22 protein-coding genes are annotated in these 26760 nt (G+C 41.7%); 6 read left to right on the top strand and 16 right to left on the bottom strand.

Features of this window, described 5'->3' with window-relative positions:
- Nucleotides 1-10: 10 nt before the first annotated feature.
- From mraY to ACVCDT_RS03600, 8 genes are all read right to left on the bottom strand, one after another.
- A complete protein-coding gene (gene mraY / locus ACVCDT_RS03635; RefSeq protein ID WP_447131395.1) occupies nucleotides 11-1093 on the bottom strand; it encodes a phospho-N-acetylmuramoyl-pentapeptide-transferase in 1083 nt (360 codons plus the stop codon).
- A complete protein-coding gene (locus ACVCDT_RS03630; RefSeq protein WP_447131394.1) occupies nucleotides 1087-2496 on the bottom strand; it encodes a UDP-N-acetylmuramoyl-tripeptide--D-alanyl-D-alanine ligase in 1410 nt (469 codons plus the stop codon). The genes mraY and ACVCDT_RS03630 overlap by 7 nt, the downstream gene beginning before the upstream one ends.
- On the bottom strand, nucleotides 2493-4055 hold the full coding sequence (gene murE, locus ACVCDT_RS03625; protein ID WP_447131393.1) for a UDP-N-acetylmuramoyl-L-alanyl-D-glutamate--2,6-diaminopimelate ligase: 1563 nt from the start codon (nucleotides 4053-4055) through the stop codon (nucleotides 2493-2495). Before murE ends, ACVCDT_RS03630 begins: the two co-directional genes overlap by 4 nt.
- A complete protein-coding gene (locus ACVCDT_RS03620; protein WP_447131392.1) occupies nucleotides 4045-5883 on the bottom strand; it encodes a penicillin-binding transpeptidase domain-containing protein in 1839 nt (612 codons plus the stop codon). The genes murE and ACVCDT_RS03620 overlap by 11 nt, the downstream gene beginning before the upstream one ends.
- A complete protein-coding gene (gene ftsL / locus ACVCDT_RS03615; protein ID WP_447131391.1) occupies nucleotides 5880-6200 on the bottom strand; it encodes a cell division protein FtsL in 321 nt (106 codons plus the stop codon). Before ftsL ends, ACVCDT_RS03620 begins: the two co-directional genes overlap by 4 nt.
- Nucleotides 6197-7132, bottom strand: a complete 936-nt coding sequence (rsmH, locus tag ACVCDT_RS03610; protein ID WP_447131390.1) for a 16S rRNA (cytosine(1402)-N(4))-methyltransferase RsmH — start codon at nucleotides 7130-7132, stop codon at nucleotides 6197-6199. Before rsmH ends, ftsL begins: the two co-directional genes overlap by 4 nt.
- Nucleotides 7132-7590 (bottom strand): division/cell wall cluster transcriptional repressor MraZ, encoded by a 459-nt coding sequence (mraZ, locus tag ACVCDT_RS03605; protein ID WP_447131389.1) that lies wholly within the window; start codon nucleotides 7588-7590, stop codon nucleotides 7132-7134. Before mraZ ends, rsmH begins: the two co-directional genes overlap by 1 nt.
- Before the next feature lie 420 nt (nucleotides 7591-8010).
- Entirely contained in the window at nucleotides 8011-8721 is a 711-nt protein-coding gene (locus tag ACVCDT_RS03600; protein ID WP_447131388.1) for an esterase/lipase family protein, read from the bottom strand.
- Between the two features lie 323 nt (nucleotides 8722-9044).
- Between ACVCDT_RS03600 and ACVCDT_RS03595 the strand changes: the two genes are divergently transcribed.
- Complete coding sequence (locus ACVCDT_RS03595; protein ID WP_447131387.1) at nucleotides 9045-10103, top strand: aldose epimerase family protein; 1059 nt, start codon at nucleotides 9045-9047, stop codon at nucleotides 10101-10103.
- On the opposite strand, the gene ACVCDT_RS03590 is transcribed toward ACVCDT_RS03595, so the two are convergent.
- Nucleotides 10095-12095, bottom strand: coding sequence for a winged helix-turn-helix domain-containing protein (locus ACVCDT_RS03590; protein WP_447131386.1), 2001 nt, complete (start codon nucleotides 12093-12095; stop codon nucleotides 10095-10097). The two genes, ACVCDT_RS03595 and ACVCDT_RS03590, sit on opposite strands and share 9 nt — an antisense overlap.
- A 133-nt stretch (nucleotides 12096-12228) precedes the next feature.
- Between ACVCDT_RS03590 and ACVCDT_RS03585 the strand changes: the two genes are divergently transcribed.
- Nucleotides 12229-14274, top strand: coding sequence for a fused MFS/spermidine synthase (locus tag ACVCDT_RS03585; RefSeq protein WP_447131385.1), 2046 nt, complete (start codon nucleotides 12229-12231; stop codon nucleotides 14272-14274).
- Nucleotides 14275-14328: 54 nt separating this feature from the next.
- Here ACVCDT_RS03585 and ACVCDT_RS03580 read toward each other — a convergent pair whose 3' ends face one another.
- A complete protein-coding gene (locus ACVCDT_RS03580; RefSeq protein WP_447131384.1) occupies nucleotides 14329-15129 on the bottom strand; it encodes a SapC family protein in 801 nt (266 codons plus the stop codon).
- A 434-nt stretch (nucleotides 15130-15563) separates the two neighbouring features.
- Here ACVCDT_RS03580 and ACVCDT_RS03575 point away from each other — a divergent pair, with 434 nt between their 5' ends.
- Nucleotides 15564-16763, top strand: coding sequence for a dipeptidase (locus tag ACVCDT_RS03575; RefSeq protein ID WP_447131383.1), 1200 nt, complete (start codon nucleotides 15564-15566; stop codon nucleotides 16761-16763).
- 50 nt (nucleotides 16764-16813) lie between these two features.
- The gene (locus ACVCDT_RS03570; protein ID WP_447131382.1) at nucleotides 16814-17731 is read left to right on the top strand and encodes a GGDEF domain-containing response regulator; all 918 of its coding nucleotides are present in this window, start codon (nucleotides 16814-16816) and stop codon (nucleotides 17729-17731) included.
- A gap of 12 nt (nucleotides 17732-17743) precedes the next feature.
- Here the strand turns inward: ACVCDT_RS03570 and ACVCDT_RS03565 are convergent, their stop codons facing one another.
- The 6 genes from ACVCDT_RS03565 to ACVCDT_RS03540 form a co-directional block, all read right to left on the bottom strand.
- The gene (locus ACVCDT_RS03565; protein ID WP_447131381.1) at nucleotides 17744-18658 is read right to left on the bottom strand and encodes a GGDEF domain-containing response regulator; all 915 of its coding nucleotides are present in this window, start codon (nucleotides 18656-18658) and stop codon (nucleotides 17744-17746) included.
- A 229-nt stretch (nucleotides 18659-18887) separates the two neighbouring features.
- Nucleotides 18888-19763, bottom strand: coding sequence for a glutathione-dependent disulfide-bond oxidoreductase (gene yghU / locus ACVCDT_RS03560; protein ID WP_447131380.1), 876 nt, complete (start codon nucleotides 19761-19763; stop codon nucleotides 18888-18890).
- A 138-nt stretch (nucleotides 19764-19901) separates the two neighbouring features.
- Nucleotides 19902-20147, bottom strand: a complete 246-nt coding sequence (locus ACVCDT_RS03555; protein ID WP_447131379.1) for an EF-hand domain-containing protein — start codon at nucleotides 20145-20147, stop codon at nucleotides 19902-19904.
- Between the two features lie 85 nt (nucleotides 20148-20232).
- Entirely contained in the window at nucleotides 20233-21228 is a 996-nt protein-coding gene (gene trhO, locus ACVCDT_RS03550; RefSeq protein WP_447131378.1) for an oxygen-dependent tRNA uridine(34) hydroxylase TrhO, read from the bottom strand.
- A gap of 112 nt (nucleotides 21229-21340) precedes the next feature.
- Nucleotides 21341-21844, bottom strand: a complete 504-nt coding sequence (locus ACVCDT_RS03545; protein ID WP_447131377.1) for a VC2046/SO_2500 family protein — start codon at nucleotides 21842-21844, stop codon at nucleotides 21341-21343.
- Between the two features lie 76 nt (nucleotides 21845-21920).
- Complete coding sequence (locus tag ACVCDT_RS03540) at nucleotides 21921-22802, bottom strand: DUF1295 domain-containing protein (RefSeq protein ID WP_447131376.1); 882 nt, start codon at nucleotides 22800-22802, stop codon at nucleotides 21921-21923.
- A gap of 340 nt (nucleotides 22803-23142) precedes the next feature.
- On the opposite strand from ACVCDT_RS03540, the gene ACVCDT_RS03535 reads away from it, so the two are divergent.
- A complete protein-coding gene (locus tag ACVCDT_RS03535; RefSeq protein ID WP_447131375.1) occupies nucleotides 23143-24549 on the top strand; it encodes an MATE family efflux transporter in 1407 nt (468 codons plus the stop codon).
- A 117-nt stretch (nucleotides 24550-24666) separates the two neighbouring features.
- A complete protein-coding gene (locus ACVCDT_RS03530; protein ID WP_447131374.1) occupies nucleotides 24667-26745 on the top strand; it encodes a trypsin-like serine protease in 2079 nt (692 codons plus the stop codon).
- Nucleotides 26746-26760 lie beyond the last annotated feature (15 nt).

The following is a 26760-nucleotide window of genomic DNA, read 5'->3' as shown; positions in this document are numbered from 1 at the left end:
TACTGTTTCCTTAACGTAATTTTAAGGTGGCTAAACCCACCAATACCAACATCAAAGAGATAATCCAAAATCGCACTATCACGCGCGGCTCTGGCCAACCTTTAAGTTCGTAATGATGATGAATAGGTGCCATTCTAAAAATGCGTTTACCACGCATTTTAAATGAGCCCACTTGTAAAATAACTGAGAGGGTTTCCACCACAAAAATCCCGCCCATAATAAAAAGCACAATTTCTTGGCGCACTAAAACGGCTAAAACCCCTAAGGTTCCCCCTAGTGCCAAAGAGCCTACATCGCCCATAAAAACTTGAGCTGGATAAGTGTTAAACCATAAAAAGCCCAATCCGGCTCCCACCATAGCGGTGCACACTATGACCAATTCACTGGTTAAAGGCAGATAAGGTAATTGCAAATAGGCTGAAAAGTTAATATTGCCAGTTACATAAGCAAAAATAGCTAAGGCACCGGCCACTAACACTACTGGTACTATGGCTAAGCCATCTAACCCATCGGTAAGGTTTACTGCGTTACTGGTACCCACAATCACAAAGTAAGTAATGACAATAAAAAACATGCCCATTTGTGGCATCACATCTTTAAAGAAGGGCACTAACAATGCTGTTTCAGCAGGATTTTGTTGGCTTGCATACAAATAAAACGCCACACCAATGGCAATAACCGATTGCCAAAAATATTTCCAGCGAGCGATTAACCCTTTGGCATCTTTGCGTATGACTTTTCGATAATCATCAATAAAACCTATAGTGCCGTAACTTACTACCACAAAAAGCGTGACCCACACATATCTATTAGATAAATCGGCCCACAACAATACACTCGAAACTATGGCTGCTAAAATCAACAAACCGCCCATGGTTGGGGTGCCTGATTTGGCCAAATGTGACTCGGGACCATCATCGCGTACTGTTTGCCCAATTTGCATATGTTGCAACCAACGGATCATTTTAGGCCCAATAAACACTGCAATTAACAAAGCAGTTAAAGTGCTTAAAATTGCTCTCAGGGTAAGATAAGAAAACACCCTAAAGCTTGGGTCAAACTGTTGCAGCCATTCGGCTAACCAAATCAGCATGCGATTCGCTCCCTATGGCGTTCAAGCTTTCCCAAGGGGGATTCCTCCAAAGCTTCAACGACTCTTTCCATACGCGCACTACGCGAGCCTTTGACCAAAATAGTAATGTCGCATTGTTGAGATAAGGTTTGCTGATTAATAAACTCAATCATTTGCTCTAAACGGCTAAAGTGACGGCCATTAGTGTCAAACACATCACTGGCACTTTGGCTTAACACCCCTAAGGTATACACCTTATCTATGCCTTTTTCTTTGGCATACTCACCAACTTGTTCGTGATAAAAACGAGCTTTTTCGCCTAATTCAGCCATATCCCCAAGCACTAAAACCTTATGCCCAGCAAAGCTACTTAATAAGTCGATGGCGGCATTCACTGAACCCACATTGGCGTTATAGGTATCATCAAGAATTTTCACCTGATTAGACACTTGTTTAACTTCAAGGCGACCTGTTACATGTGGCATATCTCGCAAGCCTTCACTTACATCTTGTAAGCTAGCTCCCACTTCTAAAGCCAACGATGCTGCAACTACCGCATTGCTAACATTGTGCAATCCAGGCAGCGATAGGCTAATAGCCACCCGCCCTTTAGGGCTGATTAACTCAAATTGCGCGCAGCCATCTAAGCCTAAAATCACGTCTTCGGCATACACATCTGCGGGCTTTTGAGCAGAAAAGGTTTGGACCTTGTTGTACTTTAATTTGCCCAACCAATACTCAGCAAATTGGCTATCGGCATTAACTATTGCTAGGCCATTTTTTTCAGATAGGCCTTTAAAAATTTCACTTTTGGCTCTTGCTACCCCTAATAAACTGCCAAAACCTTCTAGGTGAGCAGCTGCGGCATTTACAATAGTCGCCACATCAGGCTTAACTAAGTTAGTGGTGTAGGCAATTTCACCTAAGTGGTTGGCACCCATTTCGATCACCGCAAACTCATGTTGCTCTTCTAGTCTTAACAGTGTCATGGGCACACCTAAATCATTATTTAGATTGCCTTTTGTGGCCAACACCTTGCCTCTACGAGATAAAATCGCTGCGACCATTTCTTTCACAGTGGTTTTGCCACTGCTACCCGTGATCCCCACAGTTTTTGGTCCAACTAAGGCTTTAACCGCTGCTCCTAACATACCTAGTGCCATTTTAGTGTCTTCTACTAAAACGTAAGGCAATTGAGTGTCTACCGGACGCGATACAATTAAAGCAATGGCTCCTTTATTTTCGGCTTGTAGCACAAACTTATGCCCATCAAAATTTGGGCCTTGTAAGGCTAAAAATAGATCCTTGGGCTGAATACTACGGGTATCTGTACTTACACCAGTGATGATCAACTCTTGATCAGTTGGCGCAACCAATTGCCCCTTAGTTTGCTCTGCCACCCAGGATAATGAAACCGGGATCATACTGTTTTCCCCTCTAATAAAGTTGCAACAAAGTCGCGCTCGTCGTAAGCCACTTTTTGCTTGCCTATAATTTGATAATTTTCGTGGCCTTTGCCGGCCACTAAGATCAGGTCATCAGGACCTGCACCCGAAACTGCCTGTTTAATTGCACTTTTGCGCTCATGCTCAATGCTGATTAATTCTGGTTGGGTACAACCAGCTAAAATATCTTGCACTATTTGTTGTGGGTCTTCATTTCGTACATTGTCGTCTGTCACTATTATGTGATCCGCAAGACTCTGTGCAATTTCGCCCATTAACGGACGTTTACCTTTATCTCGATCGCCCCCACAACCAAATACACACCAAAGTTTGCCATGGCAATGTTGACGCGCTGCCAATAAAGCTTTTTCTAATCCATCTGGTGTATGGGCATAGTCAACGACTATGCTTGGTTGTTTGGCTTTAGCAAAAATTTCCATGCGCCCAGCAACGGGCTTTAATAACGCGGTAATACTGGCAATATGTGCAAGGCTTTTACCTAAACATAATTGACTGGCTATGGCAGCCAACAGATTAGATACGTTAAATTCGCCTAATAGCGGCGCTTTAATTTCGGCCTCGCCCCAAGAAGATTGGATCTGCATCACCATGCCTGAGTTTGAATAACTTACTTGGCTAGCACTGCAGTATTTTTGCCCTTGTTTTAGTTCAGCTTGATTAAGCTCTTGACCAAATAAAACTAACTCTACCCCGCTAGGTAAGTGGCTTAACCAAGCTTTATGTTCAATATCGTTAGCATTCACCACTGCAAAGGCCAACTCTGGTTGACTCAATAGCAAGCGCTTAGCACTGGCATAAGCACTCATAGTGCCATGGTAATCTAAGTGGTCGCGGCTAAGGTTAGTAAAAACCGCAATATCTGTTTTTACGGCTTTAATTCGGTGTTGCACTAATGCATGTGAAGAGGCTTCTAGCGCCACTTGATAGGCGCCTTCCCCTACAAACTCAGCCAATAAACGTTGCATACTGATAGCATCAGGGGTGGTATTAAGGGCATTTTTGCTGCCTAACGCGGGGCGTTCAATATCCACCATGCCCGCACCTAAGGTGCCTATAGTGGCGCAGTGCTCACCCATTAACGAACCAAGTTGCCCACAAAGCTGCACAGTTGAGGTTTTACCATTGGTGCCTGTTACCGCTATGACCGACATCGAATTAGCTGGAAACTGGAAAAAATGCCCAGCTAAGGCTGAGAGGTTTTCAGCTAATTGGAAGAACCACACTATTATGCTTTGCTCACGCATTTCTACATGCCCATGCTCAGCTAACTCGTCACATTGTGCGATGATGACCTTGGCCCCTAAGCTAATGGCTTGAGGAATAAAGTCACGTCCATCTAATGCATGCCCTGGAATAGCAATAAAAGCTTTGTGAATGGCCACATCACGACTATCTAACACTAGGTCGCTGATCATGATATCTGGCGCATCAATATGAAATTCTGCCAACAAAGGCTTAATGCTTTGGTCAAATGCGCGGGCAAATTGTTTATTTATGCTAACCATATCAACCTGCATTGGCCACCTCCTGAAGATTTTCAGAGGAAGACACTGCCACATCAGATACGGTTTTATCATCGGGTGGAACATTTAAAATTTGTAAACTGGCGCCCATAACTTTTGAAAATACCGGAGCGGCCGTATGACCGGCGTAATACAACTCACCCTTAGGCTCGTTGATCAAAATCACTACTGCTAATTGCGGATCGGAAACCGGCGCCACGCCAGCAAAGATATTGACGTATTCTTCACCGTAACCATTAGCTATGGCTTTACGACTCGTACCGGTTTTTCCTGCCACTCTATAGCCAGGAATGCTGGCTTTTTCTGCTGAGCCATTTTTTTGGGTCACACTTTCCATCATGGTTAGCACTTGCCTAGTGGCTTCTTCACTAATCACACGCTCACTTTCTACCGGAGTAGTAGGCTTAATAATACTCAGTGGGCGACGTACTCCACCATCACCTAAAATGCTGTACATTCTGGCCAACTGTAAGGCGGTCACCGATATGCCATAACCAAAGGATAAAGTAGAGAGTTCAAAATCAGACCAGCGATTGCGTTCGTTAAATATACCGTCACTTTCACCGAGTAAGTTGGCGCCACTATCACTCATTAAGCCCACGTTGTAGTACATATCTAACAAGAATTCTTTAGGTACCGATAAGGCCAACTTAGACGTACCCATATTGCTAGATTTACGAATGATTTCGGTTAGGTCAATTTCACCGTAATTAACTGTATCTCTAACAATGTTGCCACCTAAATGCATCCAGCCTGGTGAGGTATCAATTAAAGAATCAAATTTTGCTGAGCCAAATTCCAAGGCGCTTAATACAGCTAAAGGTTTAACTGACGAGCCTGGCTCATAAGCATCGGTGACAGCACGATTTCTTAGTCTGTGAGTTGATACCCCTGCTCTGTTATTGGGATTAAAAGAGGGACTATTAACTAAAGCTAAAATTTCACCGGTTTTTACCGCCACTACTATGGCTGAGCCCGAACTGGCTTTGTAATATTGCACCGCTTGTTTTAATTCTTTGTAGGCTAAGGCTTGAATACGCTGATCTAAAGTCAATTGAATATCTTTAGGTTTTTCCCCTTCTTCAAATTCAATTAACTCCACCATACGGCCTTTACCATCACGGCGAATTTTTCGTGTACCTTGAGTACCAGCTAGCCATTTGTCATACAGTTTTTCTATGCCTTCTATGCCGGTATCATCAACATTAGTAAAGCCCACAACATGGGCCGACACTTCACCACTAGGGTAATAACGTCTAGATTCATCACGTAAATACACTCCTGCCAATTTGAGTTTATCCACATATTCAGCCATAGCGGGGGATACTTGACGTTGCACGTAAACAAAACGTTTAGCCGGATCGCTAACTCGCTCAAGCAAGGTATCTAAATCTTGACCTAAAACTTCGGCTAAGGCTTGCCAGCGTTTTTTATCTTCTCTTTGTTTAGCAGTTAAATTAAAGCTAGGGTCTACCAAGGCTTTTTCTTGATCCGCCACTCTGGCCTCGGCTATGGTTTTGGGGTCGGCCCAAATCGCCCGTACTGGCACACTCACAGCTAATTGCTGGCCATTTCTATCAACAATTAAACCACGATGCAGCGGGTTGGCGCGGGTGCGTAATGTTCGATTATCACCTTGTTTAATTAACAAGTCTGGCGACACCACTTGAATGTATGCTGCTCTAATACTCAAACCCACAAACACCAATAAAATCGCGCTAATGACCACAATAAAGCGCCAATGCAATAAAGCCGGCACACTTTTAGTTTTAGCTTGCTCAGCCTGTTTTTTGACTTTATTTGATGCAGAAAATCGGCTCATTTTATGCGTACCACCACTTCTTCTGAGGGCGTAGGACGATGCATATCTAGCTGCTTTGAGACCAATGATTCAATACGGTTGTGCTCAGTCAGAGCGCTTTGTTCTAACACTAAATGCCGCCACTCAACATCAAGCTGATCCTTCTCTTGCATCAACTCCTCTATGGCGATAGACATTTGTCTATTGTGGTGAGCACTAAGAATGACTAAGGCAGCACTAACTAAGACCGCTAGAAACAACAAAACCCGCACTGGGTGGCGGGCTAAATCAGCGAGTACAAAACTGAGTAGATTAAAGTTAGTGTGTTGATTACTCATAACTTTTCGGCCACCCGTAGTACCGAACTTCTGGCCCTTACGTTATCTTGCAATTCTTGCTCTGAAGGCTTGATGGCTTTGCCTATGGTTTTCATGGCTTTGGCGGCATCGATTTCAGCCTGCATTATAGGCATGCCATGTGGCACATTTAGACCTCGACTTTGTTCACGCATAAAACGTTTGACTAATCGGTCTTCTAGCGAATGGAAACTGATCACAGACAAGCGCCCTTTAGGTGCCAAGGTAGTTAATGCGGCTTTTAGACCCGTTTTAATTTCATCCAGCTCACTATTAATATAAATACGAATGGCTTGAAAACTGCGGGTGGCTGGGTGTTTAAATTTATCTTTAACCGGCACTGCCTGATCGATAATCTGTGCCAAGCGAGCCGTATCTTCTATGGGCGCAATTTGTCTTTCGTTAACTATGGCATGTGCAATACGTTTACCAAATTTCTCTTCACCAAACTCTTTTATTACTTGGGTGATATCTTGTTCGTCAGCTGTGGCTAACCACTGAGCAGCACTCTGCCCTTTAGTGGTATCCATACGCATGTCTAACGGTCCATTGCGCATAAAACTAAAGCCGCGTTCAGCATCATCTAATTGCGGAGATGACACCCCAAGATCCATAAGAATGCCGTCAATCTTACCCACTAAATCTAAAGACTCAGCAACACTTTGTAAGGCCGAAAATGCACAATGATGAATAGAAAAGCGCGGGTCATGACTAAACTTTTGTGCGGCTTGAATGGCACTAGGATCACGGTCAATGGCAATCAAGCGCCCTTTTTCAGAAAGTTTTTGTAAAATCTCACCTGAATGACCACCTCGACCAAAAGTCGCATCTAAATAAATCCCATCAGGTTTAATCGCTAAGCCGTCGATAGACTCGTTTAATAAAACCGAAAGGTGCGCATCTTGGTTAGCCATTAAAGAGAAAAGTCCTGCAATCGTTCGGTTAGTTCAAAGTTGCCTTCTTGTTCTTTAGCCACATCAAGGGTGATTTGTTGCTGCCAAATTTCTGCATCCCAAATCTCAAATTTATTAAATTGACCAACCAGCATGATTTGTTTATCTAACTTGGCATGTTGACGCAGAGGCGCACCTAATAAAAATCGCCCGTTCTTATCCATCTCTCCTTCACTGGCATAGCCTAATAACAAACGCTGCATTCGGCGTTCGTCTGAATTCATGCTAGATAAGCGACTAAGTTTGAGTTCGATTTCTTCCCATTCGGGAAGTGGGTAAAGCAGCAAACAGGGTTGTTGGGTGTCTATGGTACAGATTAGTTGTCCCTTACAATCATCTAGCAAAGACTGCCTATACCGGGTCGGTATAGTCACTCTTCCTTTTACATCTAGATTGATTGCGTTAGCGCCGCGGAACATTCCCCTACCTTTTTTATTTTTTATTCTTAACTAATCGGCACAACACTAAACAAAATCTGGTTTTTTATTATTGTTATTTGAGGGACTAATTTACCCACCAGATCCACTTTATGCCACTTTTACCCACAATAGACAGTTTAGGTACCACCTGTCTATCATGTCAAGGATTAAAATAGGCAAATTGTCAGGGATCTTGGGCAGGTCAATACGACTTTGGTCGAAGTGCTTGAATTAGTAGAAGAAAGCCAGAAGGTGTGGCAAACAGATAAAAAAAAATTAATCGGCACAAGTGCCTAGATTTAGCTTTGAAAGGTAGGAAGTTACGCCTCAGTCTTCAATATGGGAGGTTGGAAAACCACGACACTTTAACTCACAATGAATAAAGTGTCGTTTAGCCAGCGCAGTTTGCACCCATTTTAATTACTGAATTAATTGCACTTGTTTACTGGCGGTATCGGTTTGCAATCCAAAATGGCCTAATGCATAAGTATAGCTGGCGTCTTGATACCAAATACTGCTGCTATGAATGCCTCCAACAGTGCAGTTGCCAGTGGAACAGATGATTTGATCCATATAACTTTTAATCGAATACACTTTATGCCCTAAGGGTATGCCATACAGACTGTTTAAAAATGGACTTTGAATAGACAAGCCATAATACCCACATGTTGAGCTCCACACATTGTATGGATACACGCCACAACTTCTTAATCCTCTAAATGCCCCTGCTATTCCAACAAAAGTATCCACATAACTGGCCACAGCTAATTTATCGATTTGTTGGGCGGCCAAAGTTGCGCCCATAGAGTGTCCAATCACATCAATTTTTCCGCTGCATGAGTTAGCCAAAGCACTTTCAATAGCCTGACGTACAGGGGTTTCTTCGCTTCCACTATGGTTATTACAGCTAGCACAGGACTTGGAGCCCCAGTTTGGTCTGTAAATATCTGCCGCTTTATATCCTTGGTTCAAGAGGGTGTTGTAGGTGTTATTCCAACTAGAGGGGTCGGCTGTATTGCCATGAACTAACACCACAGGATCTTTACATGCAAAGGCTAGACTACTGAATAACCAGCCCCCTAACACAGCAAGGCGAGTCAAGTTAATAAGTTTTTTATTGATTTTATTCATGGGTTCTTCTCTGTAAGTAAGACCCACAAACCCTAGACTGTTAACAAAAAATTTACATAATACTTTGGTACTGAGTTCTGAGAATCACCCTGCATTCTGGTTGGTTAATGGCTAAGGCTAAAAACAGGTATCACGTTTTTCTCTGCCCTGCTGTGCCCGGCTATATCTGTCTAACTAAATATAAAACAATAGGTTAGATCTAATAAGTGGCTACCCATCAGCTGATAAATTCTCTAACATGCATCCATGCCTTAGATCCGTTGCGACTAAAGGTCATAAATTAGCTGATGAAATTTATCTCCCATTCCCGTTAGGATTTTCAAATGATTACACAAACTACCTTTGGCACTCACCCTAATGGCCAGATTGTTCGTCAGTTTTGTTTAACCAATAAAAATAATGTACAACTAGATATTTTAAACTTAGGCGGCATTATTCGGCGCTGGCAAGTGCCTAATCAAGCATCTCAGCCCACAGATATAGTGCTTGGCTTTGATTCTCTTGAGGCTTATTTAACAGACGATAGTTATTTAGGCGCCTTGGTGGGTCGTTACGCTAACCGTATAAAACACGGCAAATTTAATCTAGGGGGACAGGCTTTTGCTAGCCCTGCTAATTTAAATCATCACTCTTTGCACGGAGGCCCACAGGGCTTTAATAGTAAAATTTGGCAAACCAGCATAATCTCGAGCCATGAAAACCCGTCAATAAAATTACAATTAACCAGTGAAGACGGCGATCAAGGCTTTCCTGGCAACTTAACTGCTAGCGTTATTTACACCTTAACTGAGCAAAATCGTTTGCGTATTGAATATTTTGCGCAATCTGACAAAACCACAGTGTATAACCCAACTAATCACAGTTATTTTAATTTAAATGGTCATAAAGGTGAGTCGGTGGCTAGCCATCAAATACAAGTGCCGGCAAGTTATTATACCCCTACAGATGAAGAAGCTATCCCTACTGGCGAGATAGCCAAAGTGCAAGATACGCCCTTTGATTTTAGAAAACTAACCACAGTGCAGCAGGCGTTAAACTCAACTCACCCACAAATTCGCTATGCCAATGGGTTAGATCATAACTTGTGTGTAGATGGCTTTAGCCCCAAACAAAGCGCGGCTAGGTTTGCCGGGAAAGCTGTATCTGCAAATGGTAAAATTGGTTTAGAGGTATACACTAGCATGCCAGGCATGCAGCTATTTAGCGCTAATCACTTTGCCAATAAACCGGGTAAAGAGGGCGCACTATATCAGGCCAATCAAGGCCTGTGTTTTGAAACTCAGTTTTACCCTGACTCCCCCAATCAAGCAAATTTTCCTAGTGCGACTTTGGCCCCTGACCAAGAGTTTTATGCGCTAACCGAATACCAGTTATTATTTTAAGCGCACCAACTTTTTAATGTCTTCTACTTGAGAAAAGTAAAACTGCTCGGCCCCTTTGGTAGTGTTGGTAAAGTGTAAACCTTGTTCATGTGAGGTTTTAAACAAGCTTGTGGCGCCTAAGCTGGGTTGCTCTATGTTTAATAACTCAAACTCATTTTGATAGGAAAGGCCAACATGAAATTGATTGTCGCCTAAGGTAAAGCCTGTGATTTCGCCAGCTTGGGTCGCCCATACAAGCTCCATGTCAGCTGTTGGCGAAACCTGAAAAATTTGTTCTGTATTAGATAGATACAATTGATCCTGCTGATCAAGTGCCATAAATGTACAAGTAAAATTCACATCTGCATCAAACAACACTGTTAGCTGGCGAGTAGCCAAATCGAACTTGGCAGGTTTAATGCCCCGTTCATTGACTAAAGACACTAATAAAGCCTGCTCGTGTTGGTACCATTGGCGTAAATAAAATGGCCCTAGACTGTGATTAATTTGTTCAAAGGTTGCACTAGCCACATCTATAACAAAAAGCGCATTTTTGCTTGCGGTTATAATCTGTTTACCATCTGGCGACCAAACTATGCCCCAAAGTTCATGATTGTCGGGGTTATTAAAAACTAAGCGTTGCTGGCCATTATCGTAAACAAAAATTTGTTTTAGACCATTACGGTGCGACTCAAAGGCAAAGTTATCTTGCTGTGGCGATAGAATAGGCAAAAAGTCTAGTGATTGAGTGTCGACTAGTACTTGATAAACATAAGGCGCTTGGCGACTAGACGACAATATATCCACATCTAAACTGATCAACTCCAGCAGTATTTCTTCACCACTGTGGGTATAACTGGCATTGCGTATATATTGAAAATTATCAAATTCGATATTCTCTAGTTGCTGATCTAGAGTTAAGCGTTGCAAGTGTTCTCTGTTGCTTAACAACAATGACTGATTATTCGGATGCCAACTTAGTCCATGCAGTTTGCCTTCTACCACTGCCACTTCTGTAATAGCCAAGGTATCGGTTGCCATTAATGCAATTTGGTTTTTATTTTGATGAATATATATGGCTAAGGCTAAATTCTGTTCATTAGGTGACAAGGCTAAGGTCACTAGCTGCGTTTTGCCTTGAAAAGTTTTTAAGGTTTTAAGGCGATTATGAGCAATTGAATATTGTTGCAACCATGTGATGTCGTCAGGGCCTTTTTGAGCGAAGTAAATCTGCCCTGTAGACGACCATTGCAATTGAAAGCTCAGTACAGAATTGACCGCCAAATTGGTTAATTTAACTGCTGGCAAAGCAGTTAAACTTATTGGATCGATTGCCATGTACCACAACTCATCGCTTTTTTCGGTGCGTTTAATATAGGCCAAGGTATGGGTGTCTTTAGCCCAGCCTAAGTGCCTATAATTCGCTGCCTCAAGGCTGATTTTTTGCTCTTTGCCGCTCACCACATTTTTAACCCAAATATGATTTTTTTTACCTCCGTCAATGCGAACAAAAGCCGCCAAATCAGAGTTAGGAGAAAGCGCTAGTTCAAATTCGCTACTTTCGCTAGAGGTTAAAGGGCGTAATAAGCTAAAGGTGGTTTTTTCTGCTGGTGCTGAGAAAAATTGTTTATCTGCAATCCCAGCCAAGATTAATAACCCAAGTATGGCAAAAACCCAAACCGTTTTGATGGCCGGTTTAGTTTCAGTCTGATCGGGTAACACTAAGCTATAGCCACGTTTAGGATGAGTAAGAATAAACTTGGGTTGTTTGGTATTTTGCTCTATGGCTTTACGTAATATTGCAATGCTGCGCTGCACTGAGCTAGGGCTAAAAATACTATTGGGCCAAACTGCCGCAAAAATATCTTGTTGACTTACAACCTGCCCTTCGGCTCGCCATAATATTTCTAATACTGCCATCACTTTAGGTTCAATTGACAGGGTTTGAGCCTGGTTAGTGATCTTGCACCTAGACCAATCAACCACACAATCGGCAAATTTTAGTTCTTGCACTACTTCTCCAAAACTTCTTTAAAATCAAGAGCTAATGTTTTCTTAAGGAAATCTAAAGCACTTCTACATTGTTAATTTTAGCTTGCCAGTTAACTCTCACCGCAAGCATAACCCATTCCCCTTAGAGGTGCCGATGAAAAACACGTTAATGCTGCTAAATATCCTATGCAGTGCCTTCTTAGCCTTCCAGATCCAACCCATATTAGCAAAAAGCATGCTTCCTATTTTTGGCGGCGGTGCGTCAATTTGGACCTGCACTATGTTGTTTTTTCAGGGGCTGTTATTAATGGGATATTTACATGCTTATTGGTTAAGCAAATTAAAATCGGTAAAAGCTCAATTATACCTACAACTAAGTTTACTTTTTTTATCTGCGCTATTTGCCCCTAACCTTATTTTAAGTAGTTCTTCGCCCGTGGTAAATGCAAGTCCAGAGTTAAGCATACTCTATTTGTTGCTTGTGCAAATAGGTCTGCCTTTTTATCTGCTGTCGTCTACTGGGATCATGCTACAACATTGGTATAGCCTAAAAATCACCAACAAAAAGCAGGTATATCCCTATTACGCTTGGTCTAATCTAGGTTCGCTAAGTGCCTTACTGGCCTACCCTTTTGTATTTGAATTATATCTAGGCTTGGCCCAACAAAAAGTGCTGTGGTTATTAATTTATCTAGGTTTTGTGCTGATTAACGGTGGCTTAATCGGGTTGATGATAAAAGATCCCAAGCTGGTACAAAGGCCCAAATTGTCAAACCCAAGCAATCCAATCTCTAAGTTGCAGATATTTTTATGGGTGGCCTTAGCGGGCTCTGGGGTTTTGGTTTTATTAAGCACCACTCACCTGCTCACTTTAAATATTACGCCTATGCCATTTTTATGGGTGCTACCTTTTAGCTTGTATCTTGGCAGTTATATTCTGAGTTTTTTACCCTATGCCATTTACCAAAGAAGTTATTGGATACCTCTGCTGCTGTTTAGTTTTGCCGCGGCCATATTGATGTTTTTCTTTGGGAGCCAATTCAACAGCTTGGCGCAAATCTTCATGTATAACTTTATTTTGTTTGTAGTCTGTATGGTGTGCCACGCAGAACTACGTCAACATTGTCCCGACACTCAGCATTTAACTTTATTTTATCTATGCATAGCAGTAGGAGGGGTTATTGCTGGCATAGCTATCAGCCTTTTAGCTCCTGTTTTGTTTACCAAAATTACCGAATACCCCTTAAGTATGCTGCTGGTTTACCTGCTAATTGGTTTAAGTTTTGTCATCTCACACGCCAAGGAATGCCAACTAAAAATCTGGCCTATTGCCGCAGGAACACTCAGTCTGGTGGGGTTGGTTGTAGTTTATGTTAATTTAGATAAGGCCTATAGCCGCTTTGATATTGCCAGTGCACGAAATTTTTACGGATATTTAAGTGTTAAAGATGTACAGCAAGATCAGCAAACCATAAGGCATTTAGTAGATGGCACAACCATTCATGGTAGTGCAAATTTAACCCGCCCACACTCAACTAAACAGGGTTATTATGCAGCAGATAGTGGCATTGCCAAGGCCATTCATTTTGCCCAGCAACAAGCTTCAATGAAGATGGCTGTGATTGGTTTAGGCGCGGGAGTGTTGGCCAGTTATGGTCGCTCTGCAGATAGCATTACTTTTTATGAAATTAACCCCAATGTGGCAGAGTTTGCCTTGCAGTATTTTGATTACTTGGAGTTATCAGCTGCGCAAACTGAGGTGGTCATTGGAGATGGACGCCTTACTTTAAGTCAACAATTCAGCCAAACTGGCAGTCAAAAGTTCGATCTATTAGTGATAGATGCCTTTAGTAGTGATGCCATTCCTATTCATTTATTAACCCTAGAAGCCTTGCAGCTATATTGGCAACATTTGAATAATGATGGCTTGCTGGTTTTACACGTCTCAAACAATCACATAGATTTGCACCCGGTAATAGCTACCTTAGCCCATAAGCTCAACAAAAAGCTGTATCGCTTTAATTCAGGATCGAATCAGATTGGCGATTTTGCATCGCAATGGCTTATCTTATCTAATAATCTAGCGTTTGAGCGTAGCTATGGGAGATATAACAAGTGGGTCAATCCTCGGCCATCCCATACCGCTAATTTGTTATGGACAGACGACTACAACACTTTGTTAGCTGTTATTAAAATATAAAAAAGCCCGCTACAACTAGGGTTGTAGCGGGCTTTTTAAATGGCTTACTTAAGCTTATTTTTTAGCGGCTTTTTTAGCTTTTGGCTTAGCTTCTTCAGCTGGCGCTTGAGCAGCTTCTGCTTCTGCTTCTTCTAATCTAAGTTGCAATGCCTGTACTGGGTTTTCTGTTTTTTGAGTCAGTTGCACTAAACGGTTTAATTGACCTAGTGACATCAATACAGCGTAGATGGCACCTAAGTAACCAGTTTTATGCAATTCAACTACAGTATCTGCATCTAATTCTTGTAGACGTTTTTCGCTAATAGTTAGCATGCCATTGATGTTACGTTGCTGACCATTGGCATATTGAGCGCGTACAATAATTGGGTCAAATAAGTTTAACTCTTCGATTTTTTTGATGAAATCGCGAGTCGCCATCTCGCTGTTAGCTAGTTCAGATAACAGTTGCTGACGGTTTTCTAAAAACTTACTTGGTGCGTCATCACTAAAAAGCGCTTCGCCTTCTGTGCCCACTAAGTCTGAATTTTCATCAATAAACACACCTAGCTTGTCGCCATCAGGACGCACGTCAAAAGGGTAACGCTGAATATTTAAAGGCACTACATGCCCAGCCCAACGACCTTCTTGCATAAACAAGTTGTTATTTTGCTCTATGCCTAACATTGCCACACTGTGAGTCGTGTTACTTTTTGGCTCTTTAATAAAGATAATTGGCATACAGCTAGCAATTTGCGCGTATTCACGTAAAGAGGCAGCAGCTAAATGAGTATCTTTAGCATGGGCGAAGTCACCGCTTAATTTTACTTTTAGGTCTTTATGTTTGTTTTTATCTAAGGGAATGTAATTCATTGTCATTTAAAAATTTCTCTAATTATTTTGATTAAGCGGTTTGAATAGCCGTATGTTTTTAAACAAGGGCAACATGGCTAATTATCTGGGGATCATTATGGCTTTTACAAGTAATAATCAGCATTAGTGTGATTTTTTTGTTAATAATTTTCACAATAAGGGGATTTAATTGGGCAAACACATAAATTTCTGCATTTATTGTAGGGCTATTTTCTGATTTTTTTATTTGAAGCTACACGGGGGCAAAATTTACTGATTTAAGTTTAAGGATTTATATTCACCTACTTAGCGCAGAAGTTGATTCACTCTAATTTACTACTTTTACTTTAGCTTTATCTACCTATAAACTAGGCCAGCTTTATTGAATTAAATTAAAATTGCATATTTAACTGTGGTTATAACTGCCATAGTAAATTTTAAAATAGCGGGAGACTATTAGCATGAATAGCAAGCGGACATTGCTGAGCATTATATTATTATCTAGTACAGTTTTTAGCTTAAATGTTATGGCCATTAAGCTGTCTGATAAAGCCAACAAATTGGCGCAAGAACAAATCATTATAGACTCACATATAGATGTACCTTACCGCTTAGAAGAAAAGTGGGTAGACGTGACCCAAGCCACCGATGACGGTGATTTTGATTATCCCAGAGCTAAACAAGGCGGCCTAAACGCGCCTTTTATGTCTATTTATATTCCTGCAAGTTTAGATAACTCAGCCAACTCTACACGATTGGCAGATAAGTTAATTGACTATGTAGAAGCCATAGTTGGCCGCGCCCCAGACAAGTTTGCTATTGCCACCAGCACTCAGGATGTAAAAGAGCAATTTGCCAAAGGTTTAATTTCATTGCCTATGGGCATGGAAAATGGCTCGCCAATTCAAGGGGATTTAGCCAATCTTCATCATTTTTATAAACGTGGGATCCGCTATATTACTTTGGCGCATTCTCAAGCCAACCATATTTCAGACTCTTCTTATGACTTACGCCGCAAATGGAAAGGTCTTAGCCCTTTTGGTAAAGAGTTAATTAAAGAAATGAATAAAATAGGCATGTTAATTGATATTTCTCATGTCTCAGACGCAGCCTTTTACCAAGCATTAGCTCTAAGCCAAACTCCAGTGATAGCTTCACACTCGTCTTTACGTGCCTTTACTCCTGGCTTTGAACGCAATATGGACGATGACATGATCAAAGCCTTAGGTAAAAATGGCGGGGTTATACAAATCAACTTTGGTTCAACTTTTGTGACCCGTCAGGCTAATGCTTGGAGCAATAAAAGAAGTGCAGAGCAAAAGAAAGTTGCTGAACAATTTGGTGAAGACAGTGAAGAGTACAAAAACTTTAGAGCCAAATTTAGCCAACAAAACCCTCTTCCTTATGCAACATTAGATAGTGTGTTAGACCATATAGACCACGTAGTGAAGCTGATTGGCATTGACCATGTAGGTATTGGCTCAGATTACGATGGCGTGGGTGACTCTTTACCCATAGACCTTAAAGACGTGTCTACCTATCCGAATTTAATTCAAGGTTTGCTAAATCGTGGCTATAGCGAGCAAGATATTGTAAAGATTTTAAGCGGTAACTTTATGCGCGTCTGGCAAGCCAATGAAGCTTTTGCAGCCAAACAATAGACCATTTGAATAACAATTATCTTGCGCTTAGCGTCCGTTGAGGTGTGTTTGTGACACAAGAATACTTTGATGATTCAACTTTCGACATGTCACTAGCCAACATATTACTAGTAGACGATGACTCGTTTGTATTAAGTGTATTAAAGCAAGCATTAAAAGATTTTAAAAATGTACATTGTGTGACCTCCGGAGCTCAGGCCATTACTTTTTGCAATGATTCGCCCCCAGATTTAGTCGTATTAGATGTGATGATGCCAGAACTAAACGGTCTAGAAACGTGCCGCATGTTAAGAACCATAGAAGGCATGCAAGACTGCCCTATTATTTTTTCTACTTCTTTAGATAGCTTAGAAGATGAACTTAAGTGTTGGGAAGCAGGCGGCACAGATTTTGTGCTTAAGCCTATAGTTCCTATGTCTTTGATAAAAAGGATTCAAGCGCATATACGTTTAAAATTTCAAAGTGACGCGCAAAAAGAGTTGGCTATTATAGATAGTTTAACCGGACTTAGAAATCGCCGCTTTTTTGATGATTATTATCAACAACTCTTAAACCTTAGTATCAAAACTAATACTGACATGGCCATAATTGTGATTGATATTGATTATTTTAAACAATATAACGACACCTATGGACACGTACAAGGCGACTTTTGTTTACAGCTAGTGGCTAAAGTGATTGCTCAGCAAATAAATCGACCAACAGATATTGCCGTGCGTTACGGAGGTGAAGAGTTTGCTATTTTACTGCCAAATAATACTATTGATGGGGCGCGTACCGTAGCCAATCAATTAATCTCTCAATTAAAACAACAAGCTATTCCGCATAACTCTTCACCTTTAGGCATAGTCACAGCCAGTGCTGGTATAGCCTCATTATGCACTTTAGAGGAAGGGCAAAGTCTGTTTGGTGTGGCGGATAAACGCTTGTTTTCGGTAAAAAATTCCGGACGTAACGCCTACGCCTAAGTTGTGATTAATCTAGGGCACTACTAATGTATTACGTCCATTATCTTTAGCTTGATATAAAAGTTCATCGGCCTTAATAATGGCTTGTTCTACTGCCAATGAGCCATTTTTAATTATCGTCCCACCAATGCTAACCGTGAGTTTCCCAAACTCTGATTCCGAATGTGGAATATTTAAATCTCGAATGGCGTTTAAAATACTGATAGCCACGTGCTCAACGCCTTTACTATCGGTGTCGGGTAGTACCACTGCAAATTCTTCGCCACCGTAACGAGCCACACAGTCGGTTGGCCGGCCAATTATATCAGTTAAAGCGTTAGCCACAGCGATAAGACATTCATCTCCCTTAACATGCCCATAGGTGTCGTTATATTGTTTAAAATAATCAATATCTATCATCAACAAGCCTAAAGAGTTGTTATTTCTGGCTGCTAACTTAGCTTGCTCTAAAATAAATCCATCAAAAAAGCGACGATTTTGAATTTTAGTTAACGCATCGTAGGTGGCTAAGTGCATGAGTTTATCTGTCAGTTGCTTAACAGCTAAGTGCGAGTTGACTCTGTGGCGTAAGGTTTTTATTGAAAAGGGTTTGGTAATAAAATCGACACAACCCGCATCCCAGCAATCATCTTCAGATTGAGGGTCGGAATGGGCAGTGATAAAAATTACCGGAATATGTTTGGTTTCTGGGTTCTGCTTTAACTTTAAACAAGCTTCTAAGCCACTCATACCTGGCATGTTAATATCCATTAACACAATATCAGGGGGTGTGTTTTCACAAAAATCGAGTGCGGCTTGGCCGCTCGACACATGGTGGGCTTGATAAATATCTGACAGCGCTTGCATTGAAATCAGCGCACTGACTTCGTCGTCTTCTACCACTAAGATGCGTGACTCTTGGGTCGATATTAGTCCCTGATCAAACAATTGGTTTAAAATAACATACTCCTACAAACCTAAATATTAACCACCAATCAATATAAATTACATTAATGTGAAACTATAAGCAAAATACATGGTGGTTAAAAAGCCAAGGGAGATAGCTGATGAACTATACCCTTTCTTATAAAATTCCTTGCCTATTTTTTATACCAAATTTTACCTTTGGTCAAAAAAATAAATAGCTTATTTTTTTAATATTGCCAACAAGTTAACCTTAGTTATCTGGTGTGGCAATTTTGTCTTGAGTTCGTTTTATAAAGTCTTCGGCAGAATGGCGCTCGTGTAATTGACCAGCAGGCTCCCCCCAAGTACGGTTGACCATTTTTCCCCTTTGAACTGCTTCTCTGGCATCAAGCATTTTTGCCCATTTTAGTACATTTTGGTAAGTTTCAACCTGCAAAAACTCCGCTGCCTCATATAACTTGCCTAACACTAAAGCCCCATACCAGGCCCAAATTGCCATATCTGCAATAGTATAATCATCACCACACATATAGGTATTCTTAGCAAGATGCTGATCTAATACGTCTAACTGGCGTTTTACTTCCATTGCATAACGGTTTATTGGGTATTCATACTTTTCTGGTGCATAGGCATAAAAATGTCCAAAGCCACCACCAAGCATAGGCGCGCTGCCCATTTGCCAAAATAACCAAGACAAACATTCTGGCTTTTTGCTTGGATCCCTAGGCAAAAACGCATCAAACTTTTCAGCTAAATATAATAAAATTGCGCCGGATTCAAACACCCGAGTCGGAGGTTGTGTACTAGTGTCTAGCAAGGCAGGAATTTTAGAGTTTGGATTCACTTCAACAAATCCACTGCTAAATTGCTCACCTTCCATGATGTTGATCAAATATGCGTCATATTCAGCTTGTGTTTTGCCAAGGGCTAATAACTCTTCTAATAAAATCGTGACTTTCACCCCATTAGGTGTTGCCAAAGAATAAAGCTGCAGTGGGTGTTTGCCTTGCTTTAAGGCTTTTTCATGGGTGGCGCCAGCAACAGGGCGATTAATGTTGGCAAATTTACCACCGCTGTCGGCATCCCAGGTCCACACTTTGGGGGGAGAATAGCTTTTATCTGACATACAAAATACTCCATATTAATTTGCCACTGAAAATAGGTACGCTAAAGAGAAAATAAAAGATCTACAAGGTTACATAAATGCTTGCTAATGAAAAAAGCCCAAATAAGGTTATTTGGGCTTTTTAGTGGGTGAAGTGATTTAGTACTCCCACCAGGACTGTTGCCACCATTCTAAAAACTCATCAAAGTCGATGGCGCCATCATTGTTTTTATCAATTAATGAAAATCCTTCTTCAACATGACTGGCTTTGGTTTTTGGCGATAAAACAGTTAACAGCTCAATAAACTCTGTTAGGCCAATTTGACCATTGCCATCGGCATCAAAGAAATCAAACTCTTTTCGAGCTTCAGCAATTTTTTCGGGTGCTAGTACTTTTTCAGACATAACTTCTTCAACTATTTGATTGTTAAACTTAGTCTAACGCTTTAGGTTAGTCAGTGTCTACGTTCTTATGCACAAGAAAATCAATCTAGCCGTTTGGTTTACCCATAGCAGTACGTTGCGCTCTGCGCGCGGCAGCTTTTTGTTGACGTCTTTGTTTGATGGCTTTACGTGCTTCTAACCCCAGATGCTCTTCTTGACGCGCTTTAGCTAAATTCACCTGTTTTTCGCGCTCTCTAAAGCGAGAAATTTGTTCTTCGCTGTGGGTGCCATAACACTTAGGGCAGCTGACTCCCGACTCAAACTTATCACTCTGTTTGTCTTGCTCAGTAATTGGCAAACGACAAGCATAACATTGATCATAATGGCTTTTTTCAAGATCATGATTGACCGCGACACGGTTATCAAACACAAAACAGTCACCTTGCCATAAAGTCTCTTGTTTGGGCACTTCTTCTAAATATTTTAGAATACCGCCCTCTAAGTGATAGACCTCTTCAAAACCCTGTTGCTTTAAATAAGCCGTGGACTTTTCACAACGGATGCCGCCAGTACAAAACATGGCCACTTTTTTGTTTTTTTCTGGGTCTAGGTTGTCTTTTACGTATTGAGGAAACTCTCTAAACGAGTCTGTTTTAGGATTCACAGCATGTTTAAAAGTACCGATTTCAATTTCATAATCATTACGGGTGTCAATTAATAACACATCAGGGTCGGCTATCAGTTGATTCCAATCTTGTGGCTTAACATAAGTTCCTACGGTTTTGACCGGATCTATCCCTTCCACCCCCATAGTGACTATTTCTTTTTTAAGTTTAACCTTAGTACGATGAAATGGCTGGTTGTCGTCGAGTGACTCTTTAACTGATAACGGATTTAACCTGTGGTCAGCATTTAGCCAAGCTAACAATGCATCTATGGTTTCTCGGGTACCAGACACAGTGCCGTTGATCCCTTCTTGGGCAAGCAACAAAGTGCCTTTAATATTGTTAGCTTCCATGAATTCAAGCAAAGGCTGACGCAAAGCTTGATAGTTATCTAGGGTGACAAATTTATATAAAGCGCAGACTACGAATTTTGACATAATTTAATTACCTTGCGAGTTGGGGCGTAATCCCAGAGCAAAAAACAGCGCGCGATATTAGCAGATTGCTGGGTTTTTCGTCAACGTTAAGCCTGCTTAGGTTATATCTGGCTTATGCCGCGTTTTGCTCTAACTCATGCAAAATGTCGTACAATTTGGTTTCGTCAATTTTAATAGTTGGATTTGCCGCTTGATGCATACGTCTTTGGGTGGCCAGGCTGCAATTGGCTATCACCTCAGGATCAATTGTATCAACTTTATCATTTAGGGCTAAAGGCTCGGGGTGCATGGCCAACCAAAGTTTTGCCGACTGCATCTGTGCTTGATGCACAAATTGACGGGTAGACTCACAGGATTGCCAATAAGATGCATCTGCACTTAACTGTGGATTGCGATAATAATTTGGAATGGACTCTGTTTGCTTGCTTGATTCAGGCTGGTCTTTATCAAACTGTGGACGATGCAAACTATCTTGCTCAAGCATGGCCATCAATAGGGCAAATTTCGCCCCTTGGCCAGCCGCTTGATTGATCTGGCCATTAAGTTCGTAATCATTTGCAACTAAGGCTTGATGATTAAAAATGTCCTTGCTTTGAGTCAACACAGAATCGCTCAAATCTAACCCACACTTAACTTTAGTTACTCAAGTTATCGCGCTTTTAGCCTAAGTCTTTAATAAAAGCTTAAATTAACTAGCCAAATATTTTGGGGACAAATAATGGCGTTGAGGCTTTGTAGCTTTGATAAGCTTGATTTTGCCCCCAGCGCGCTTTGGCTTGCTCTTCTTGCAAAGACACACCACTTATATACCTTAGTAAAACAAAAACAAACAAGGGCGATAGCAGGGTCACCAATTGCCAACCATATAGTGCAGGATAGGCAATGACGGCCACACCACTCCAAAGAACGATTTCTCCAAAATAGTTAGGATGGCGCGAATAAGCCCATAAGCCACTTTGAATAAAGCTATTTTGAGTATTGTGCTGTTGTTTGAATCGGCGTTTTTGCTCGTCAGCTATGGCTTGGTAACTAAAGCCAAACAACCAGATAACTAACCCAACTAGAGCAAAACTATCAAAGGCGACCTGATGTGTAGACGTAATTGCGGCTAACGCTGCTCCAGCAGTAAAAATCACCCACAACCCTTGCACAGTCCAAGTAATAGAAAAACGCCAAAAATTTACCTTGAGCTGATCAAAACGACTGTCTTTGCCCTGTTTACGCACCCTTAAAAATAAAAAGCTGGCCAATCTTAAAGCCCAAATGCTAACTAAGGCACAAAGCAAAATACTCCGGGCATCTATTGTAGCACTTTGCCAAAATGCAAAAGCTATGACGGCTAAGTAGGTCATGCCTCCGGTTAAATCATAAAAATGTTCGGTTTTTAACCATGCAGCAGGGATCAGCGCTATCCACTGGATCACAAATGCCAACAAAGCGCAGACACTAAAAATTTTCCAGTGTTCAGCCCCAAGCTGCATATATTGCCCTTCATATGAGCCAGCAAAGACTAATCCCAAGGCCAGCAAAGCCACTACACTATGTACCACTAATGCCTGAAAAAATTGCTGCACAACATTACACCTTATTAATTGCTAATTATCTTCAGTCTTTACTACCCTTAAACCCACAAAAAAGTTCTATCTAAGTTTAACTTTTTGACATTCTTAATAATTCTAAGCATGCTTAAGCCTTAATTTTTAACCGAGAAAGCCAATGATTCTTACCATTGAAAATAAAAACCTAATGTTATTTTGCTCGGTTGCAAACCGCTTTATTACCTTCTGGGCTTAAACAACTTTGGTTACAGCAATAGTTAGCCTTGCCTGCTAACATCTTAAAACCTTGCGCCTAACTTACAACATTTCTGACTTTTATTGGTTGTAGTTAGTTGCCCTGTGCATGGACTCTGTAATGCAAGAACAACAACATAAAAATCAATTTATTACTTTATTTAAACAAGCTCTTAGCTCAAATCCACAAACAGATTTAACCCAAGGTTCAATTGGCAAAGCCGCATTTTTGTTGTCAGTGCCTATGGTTTTAGAAATGATGATGGAGTCGATTTTTGCGGTTACCGACATATTTTTTGTCTCGGCTTTGGGCCCTGAAGCTGTGTCTGTAGTGGGACTCACCGAAGCCGTACTCACCTTATTGTATGCCATAGCCATAGGCTTAGGTATGGCGGTAACCGCCACTGTAGCGCGCAGAGTAGGAGAAAAAGATATAGCAGGGGCCAACCAAGTGGCGGCGCAAACCATTTGGCTTGGCTTAGGTGTGGCGTTAGCCATTGGCCTGCCTGGCAGTATTTTTGCCTTAGACATTTTATTGCTAATGGGCGCCACCCAATCTATTGCCGAGATGGGCCAAGGCTACACAGCTATTATGCTAGGAGGTTGCGTTAGCATAGTTTATTTATTTTTACTCAATGCGATTTTTCGCGGTGCCGGTGATGCCAAAATTGCCATGAAGTCTTTATGGTTGGCGAGTGGCATAAATATAGTGCTTGATCCGCTGCTAATTTTTGGCATAGGTCCTTTCCCAGAGCTTGGCTTAACTGGGGCTGCGGTGGCAACGACTATTGGTCGCAGTATAGGGGTGATATATCAGCTTTATCACTTGTTTGCAGTGAGTGGCAAAATTCAAATTTGGGTAGACCAATTACAACTTAAATTAACGGTTATTTGGCAGTTGTTAAAAGTCTCTTTTGGTGGGGTATTACAATTTTTAATTGCCACCGCCAGCTGGGTATTGTTAGTACGCATAGTAGCGCAATTTGGCAGCGATGCGGTGGCTGGTTACACCATAGCTATTAGAGTTGTGATGTTTACCCTATTGCCGGCCTGGGGTTTAAGCAATGCAGCAGCAACTTTAGTGGGGCAAAACTTAGGGGCCAAGCAAGCCTTAAGAGCCGAGCAATCGGTTTGGGTGATCACTAAATATAATTTGTATTTTATGTCAGCAGTTGCAGTGCTTTTGTATGTGTTTAGCGCACCTATTATTGCCATCTTTACGCAAGATATTGAAGTTATTCGCTATGGCAGCTTATGCCTTGAGTGGATTGCTTATGGTTATGCCTTTTACGCACTTGGCATGAGCTTAATGCAAGCCTTTAATGGCGCTGGCGATACCATGACCCCAACCATAATAAATTTAATTTGTTACTGGATAATTCAAATACCCGTAGCCTATAGTCTTGCTGTTATACTTAAATTAGGCCCCTTGGGAGTGTTTATCGCTATCCCATTGGCGTCACTATTAATTGCTATTTTGTCTTTTGTTATTTTTAACCAAGGGCATTGGAAAACTAAGCAAGTTTGAGAGCAAAAAAAATATTTTTTTATAAAACCATAAAAAGCAATCTAATTCGCTTCCTTTAACGTAGTAATGACTCTGCGCCTAAATTTAGTTTAGGCAACACTGTCATTCGGAGTATGTATGTTCGACACTTTAGTAAAAACTGGGTTGGCCTCAGCCCTTTTAACCATGGCAGGTTCAGCGCTCGCTGCTTCTTCGCCGGCAGCCCCCTCCCCAATTAGCCCTAAAATTGTGGGTGGTGTAGAAGCCAACCAAACAGATTGGCCTTTTATGACGGCTTATGTCTTTACCTTTGAAGCAGTAGCCACTAGCTTGCAAGTAGGTGATACCAGTTACGACACAGATTCCTTTACCAATGGCGCGGCTGGGGATGCCAGTGGCGAATTAATGAATTGTGGTATAGGCGATGCGGCTTGCACAGACGCTACAGGCAAAGTGTGTTTAATTGAACGTGGCGAAATAAACTTTTCTGCCAAGGCCGACAATTGTGAAGCGGGCGGCGGCATTGGCGCGATTATTTACAACAACGAAGAAGGCAGCATTTCTGGCACTATGGGTGACGACTACACTGGTACTATCCCTGTGGTTGCCGTTACCCGCGCAGATGGTTTACTAATTTTAGAGCAAGTGGGCAGCACAGCGACTTTGTCTGTTAGTGCCACCAGTGAATTACAACAAGACTCAGCATGTGGCGCCTCTTTCCTTGGTGACAAATGGGTATTAACCGCAGCCCATTGTGTTGACGACGAGTTTGCTTATTTATATAAAATGAATGTTGGCGAATACGACTTAAGCGATGGCGCGGAAAATGCCATTGATATTGCCAATATTTACATTCACCCTGATTGGGATGCAGATCAATTAGACAGTGACATAGCCATAGTTGAATTGGCCACTAGTGTACAAACTCAGGGCGTAACTATTGCTGAAGCGTCAGTCACTAATCAATATGCCACTGAAAATAGTATTTCTACCGTAGCTGGCTGGGGCGGCAGACTAGGCTATGAGCCAAATGAAGGCCCCACTGCTGATTTTCCAGACATTCTACATCAGGTAGATCTAAACCTTATGACCAATGAGCAGTGTGCAGATGAGCTAGCCAAGATTAACAGAGCACCAACAGACAATATGATCTGTGCTGCCGTGGCCGAAGGCGGTAAAGGTTCATGCCAAGGTGACAGTGGTGGTCCATTAGTGATCAACACAGGTTCAGGGGTGCAACAAGTGGGCATAGTTAGCTTTGGTGCAGGTTGTGCAGCAGCGGGCTACCCTGGAGTTTATACTCGTGTGTCAACTTTTAAAGATTGGATTAACGCTATCACTAATGGCGTAGCTATTACTCAACTGCATAATTTTGGTTTGGGATTTGAAGGCGTGACTCAAAGTGTTGCTTTAGACGTAAGCAACAACAGTGACTTAGCGGTAGGCTTAACTTATCAAGTGAATGGGTCTGCAGCCTTTACAGTGGACGCCAGCAATTGTGCTTCTTTAGCGGCTGGGGCGAGCTGCCAAATTGAAGTCACTTACACCCCAACTTTGGCCAATGAAGAAAGCGCTGAAATATTGATTACCTCAGATAACCCTGAGGTTGCCACTACCAGTGCTAAAGTATCAGGCACTACCTTAACCTCTGCTTCTGCTGAGTTAGCTACCAATGCCGGTAATCAATCTAGTGCGGTCACTTACTTTACTGGTGGTACAGGTGGCTCTACAGGTTGGGCTGTTAATGATACTGAGGGCGTAGACAGTGGTAATACTGCAGACTTACAAGAAAGTGTATTTGCCGCCATAGTTGAAGGTGAAGGGGTCTTTACTTTTGATTGGTCTGTTTCATCTGAAAAGAATACCGATGATGATGAAAACGCCGAAGACTATGAACCATACGATGCCTTGTATTTATATGTAAATGGCGAGTTGATTGAATATATCTCAGGGGAAGTAGCCTTTAAACAAGTCAGTTTAGACTTAGAAGCTGGAACCAATGTGATTAATTGGACTTACAGAAAAGACCCGGCTGTTTTTGAAGGCGAAGATAAAGGCTATGTTAAAAACGTCAACTTTGAAGAGCCAGCGCCACCTGTCACCCCTACACCTAGCCCCACTCCGACTCCGGCAGCTCCTTCAAGCGGCGGCGGTAGTTTGGGCTGGTTAAGTTTAGTGCTTGCGGCTGTGTTGTTACGAAAGCGCAAGTTAATCTAATTCTAAAACCTAAAT

This window comes from Paraglaciecola aestuariivivens (assembly GCF_052983255.1).
This window is presented reverse-complemented; position numbering and strand designations above follow the sequence as displayed.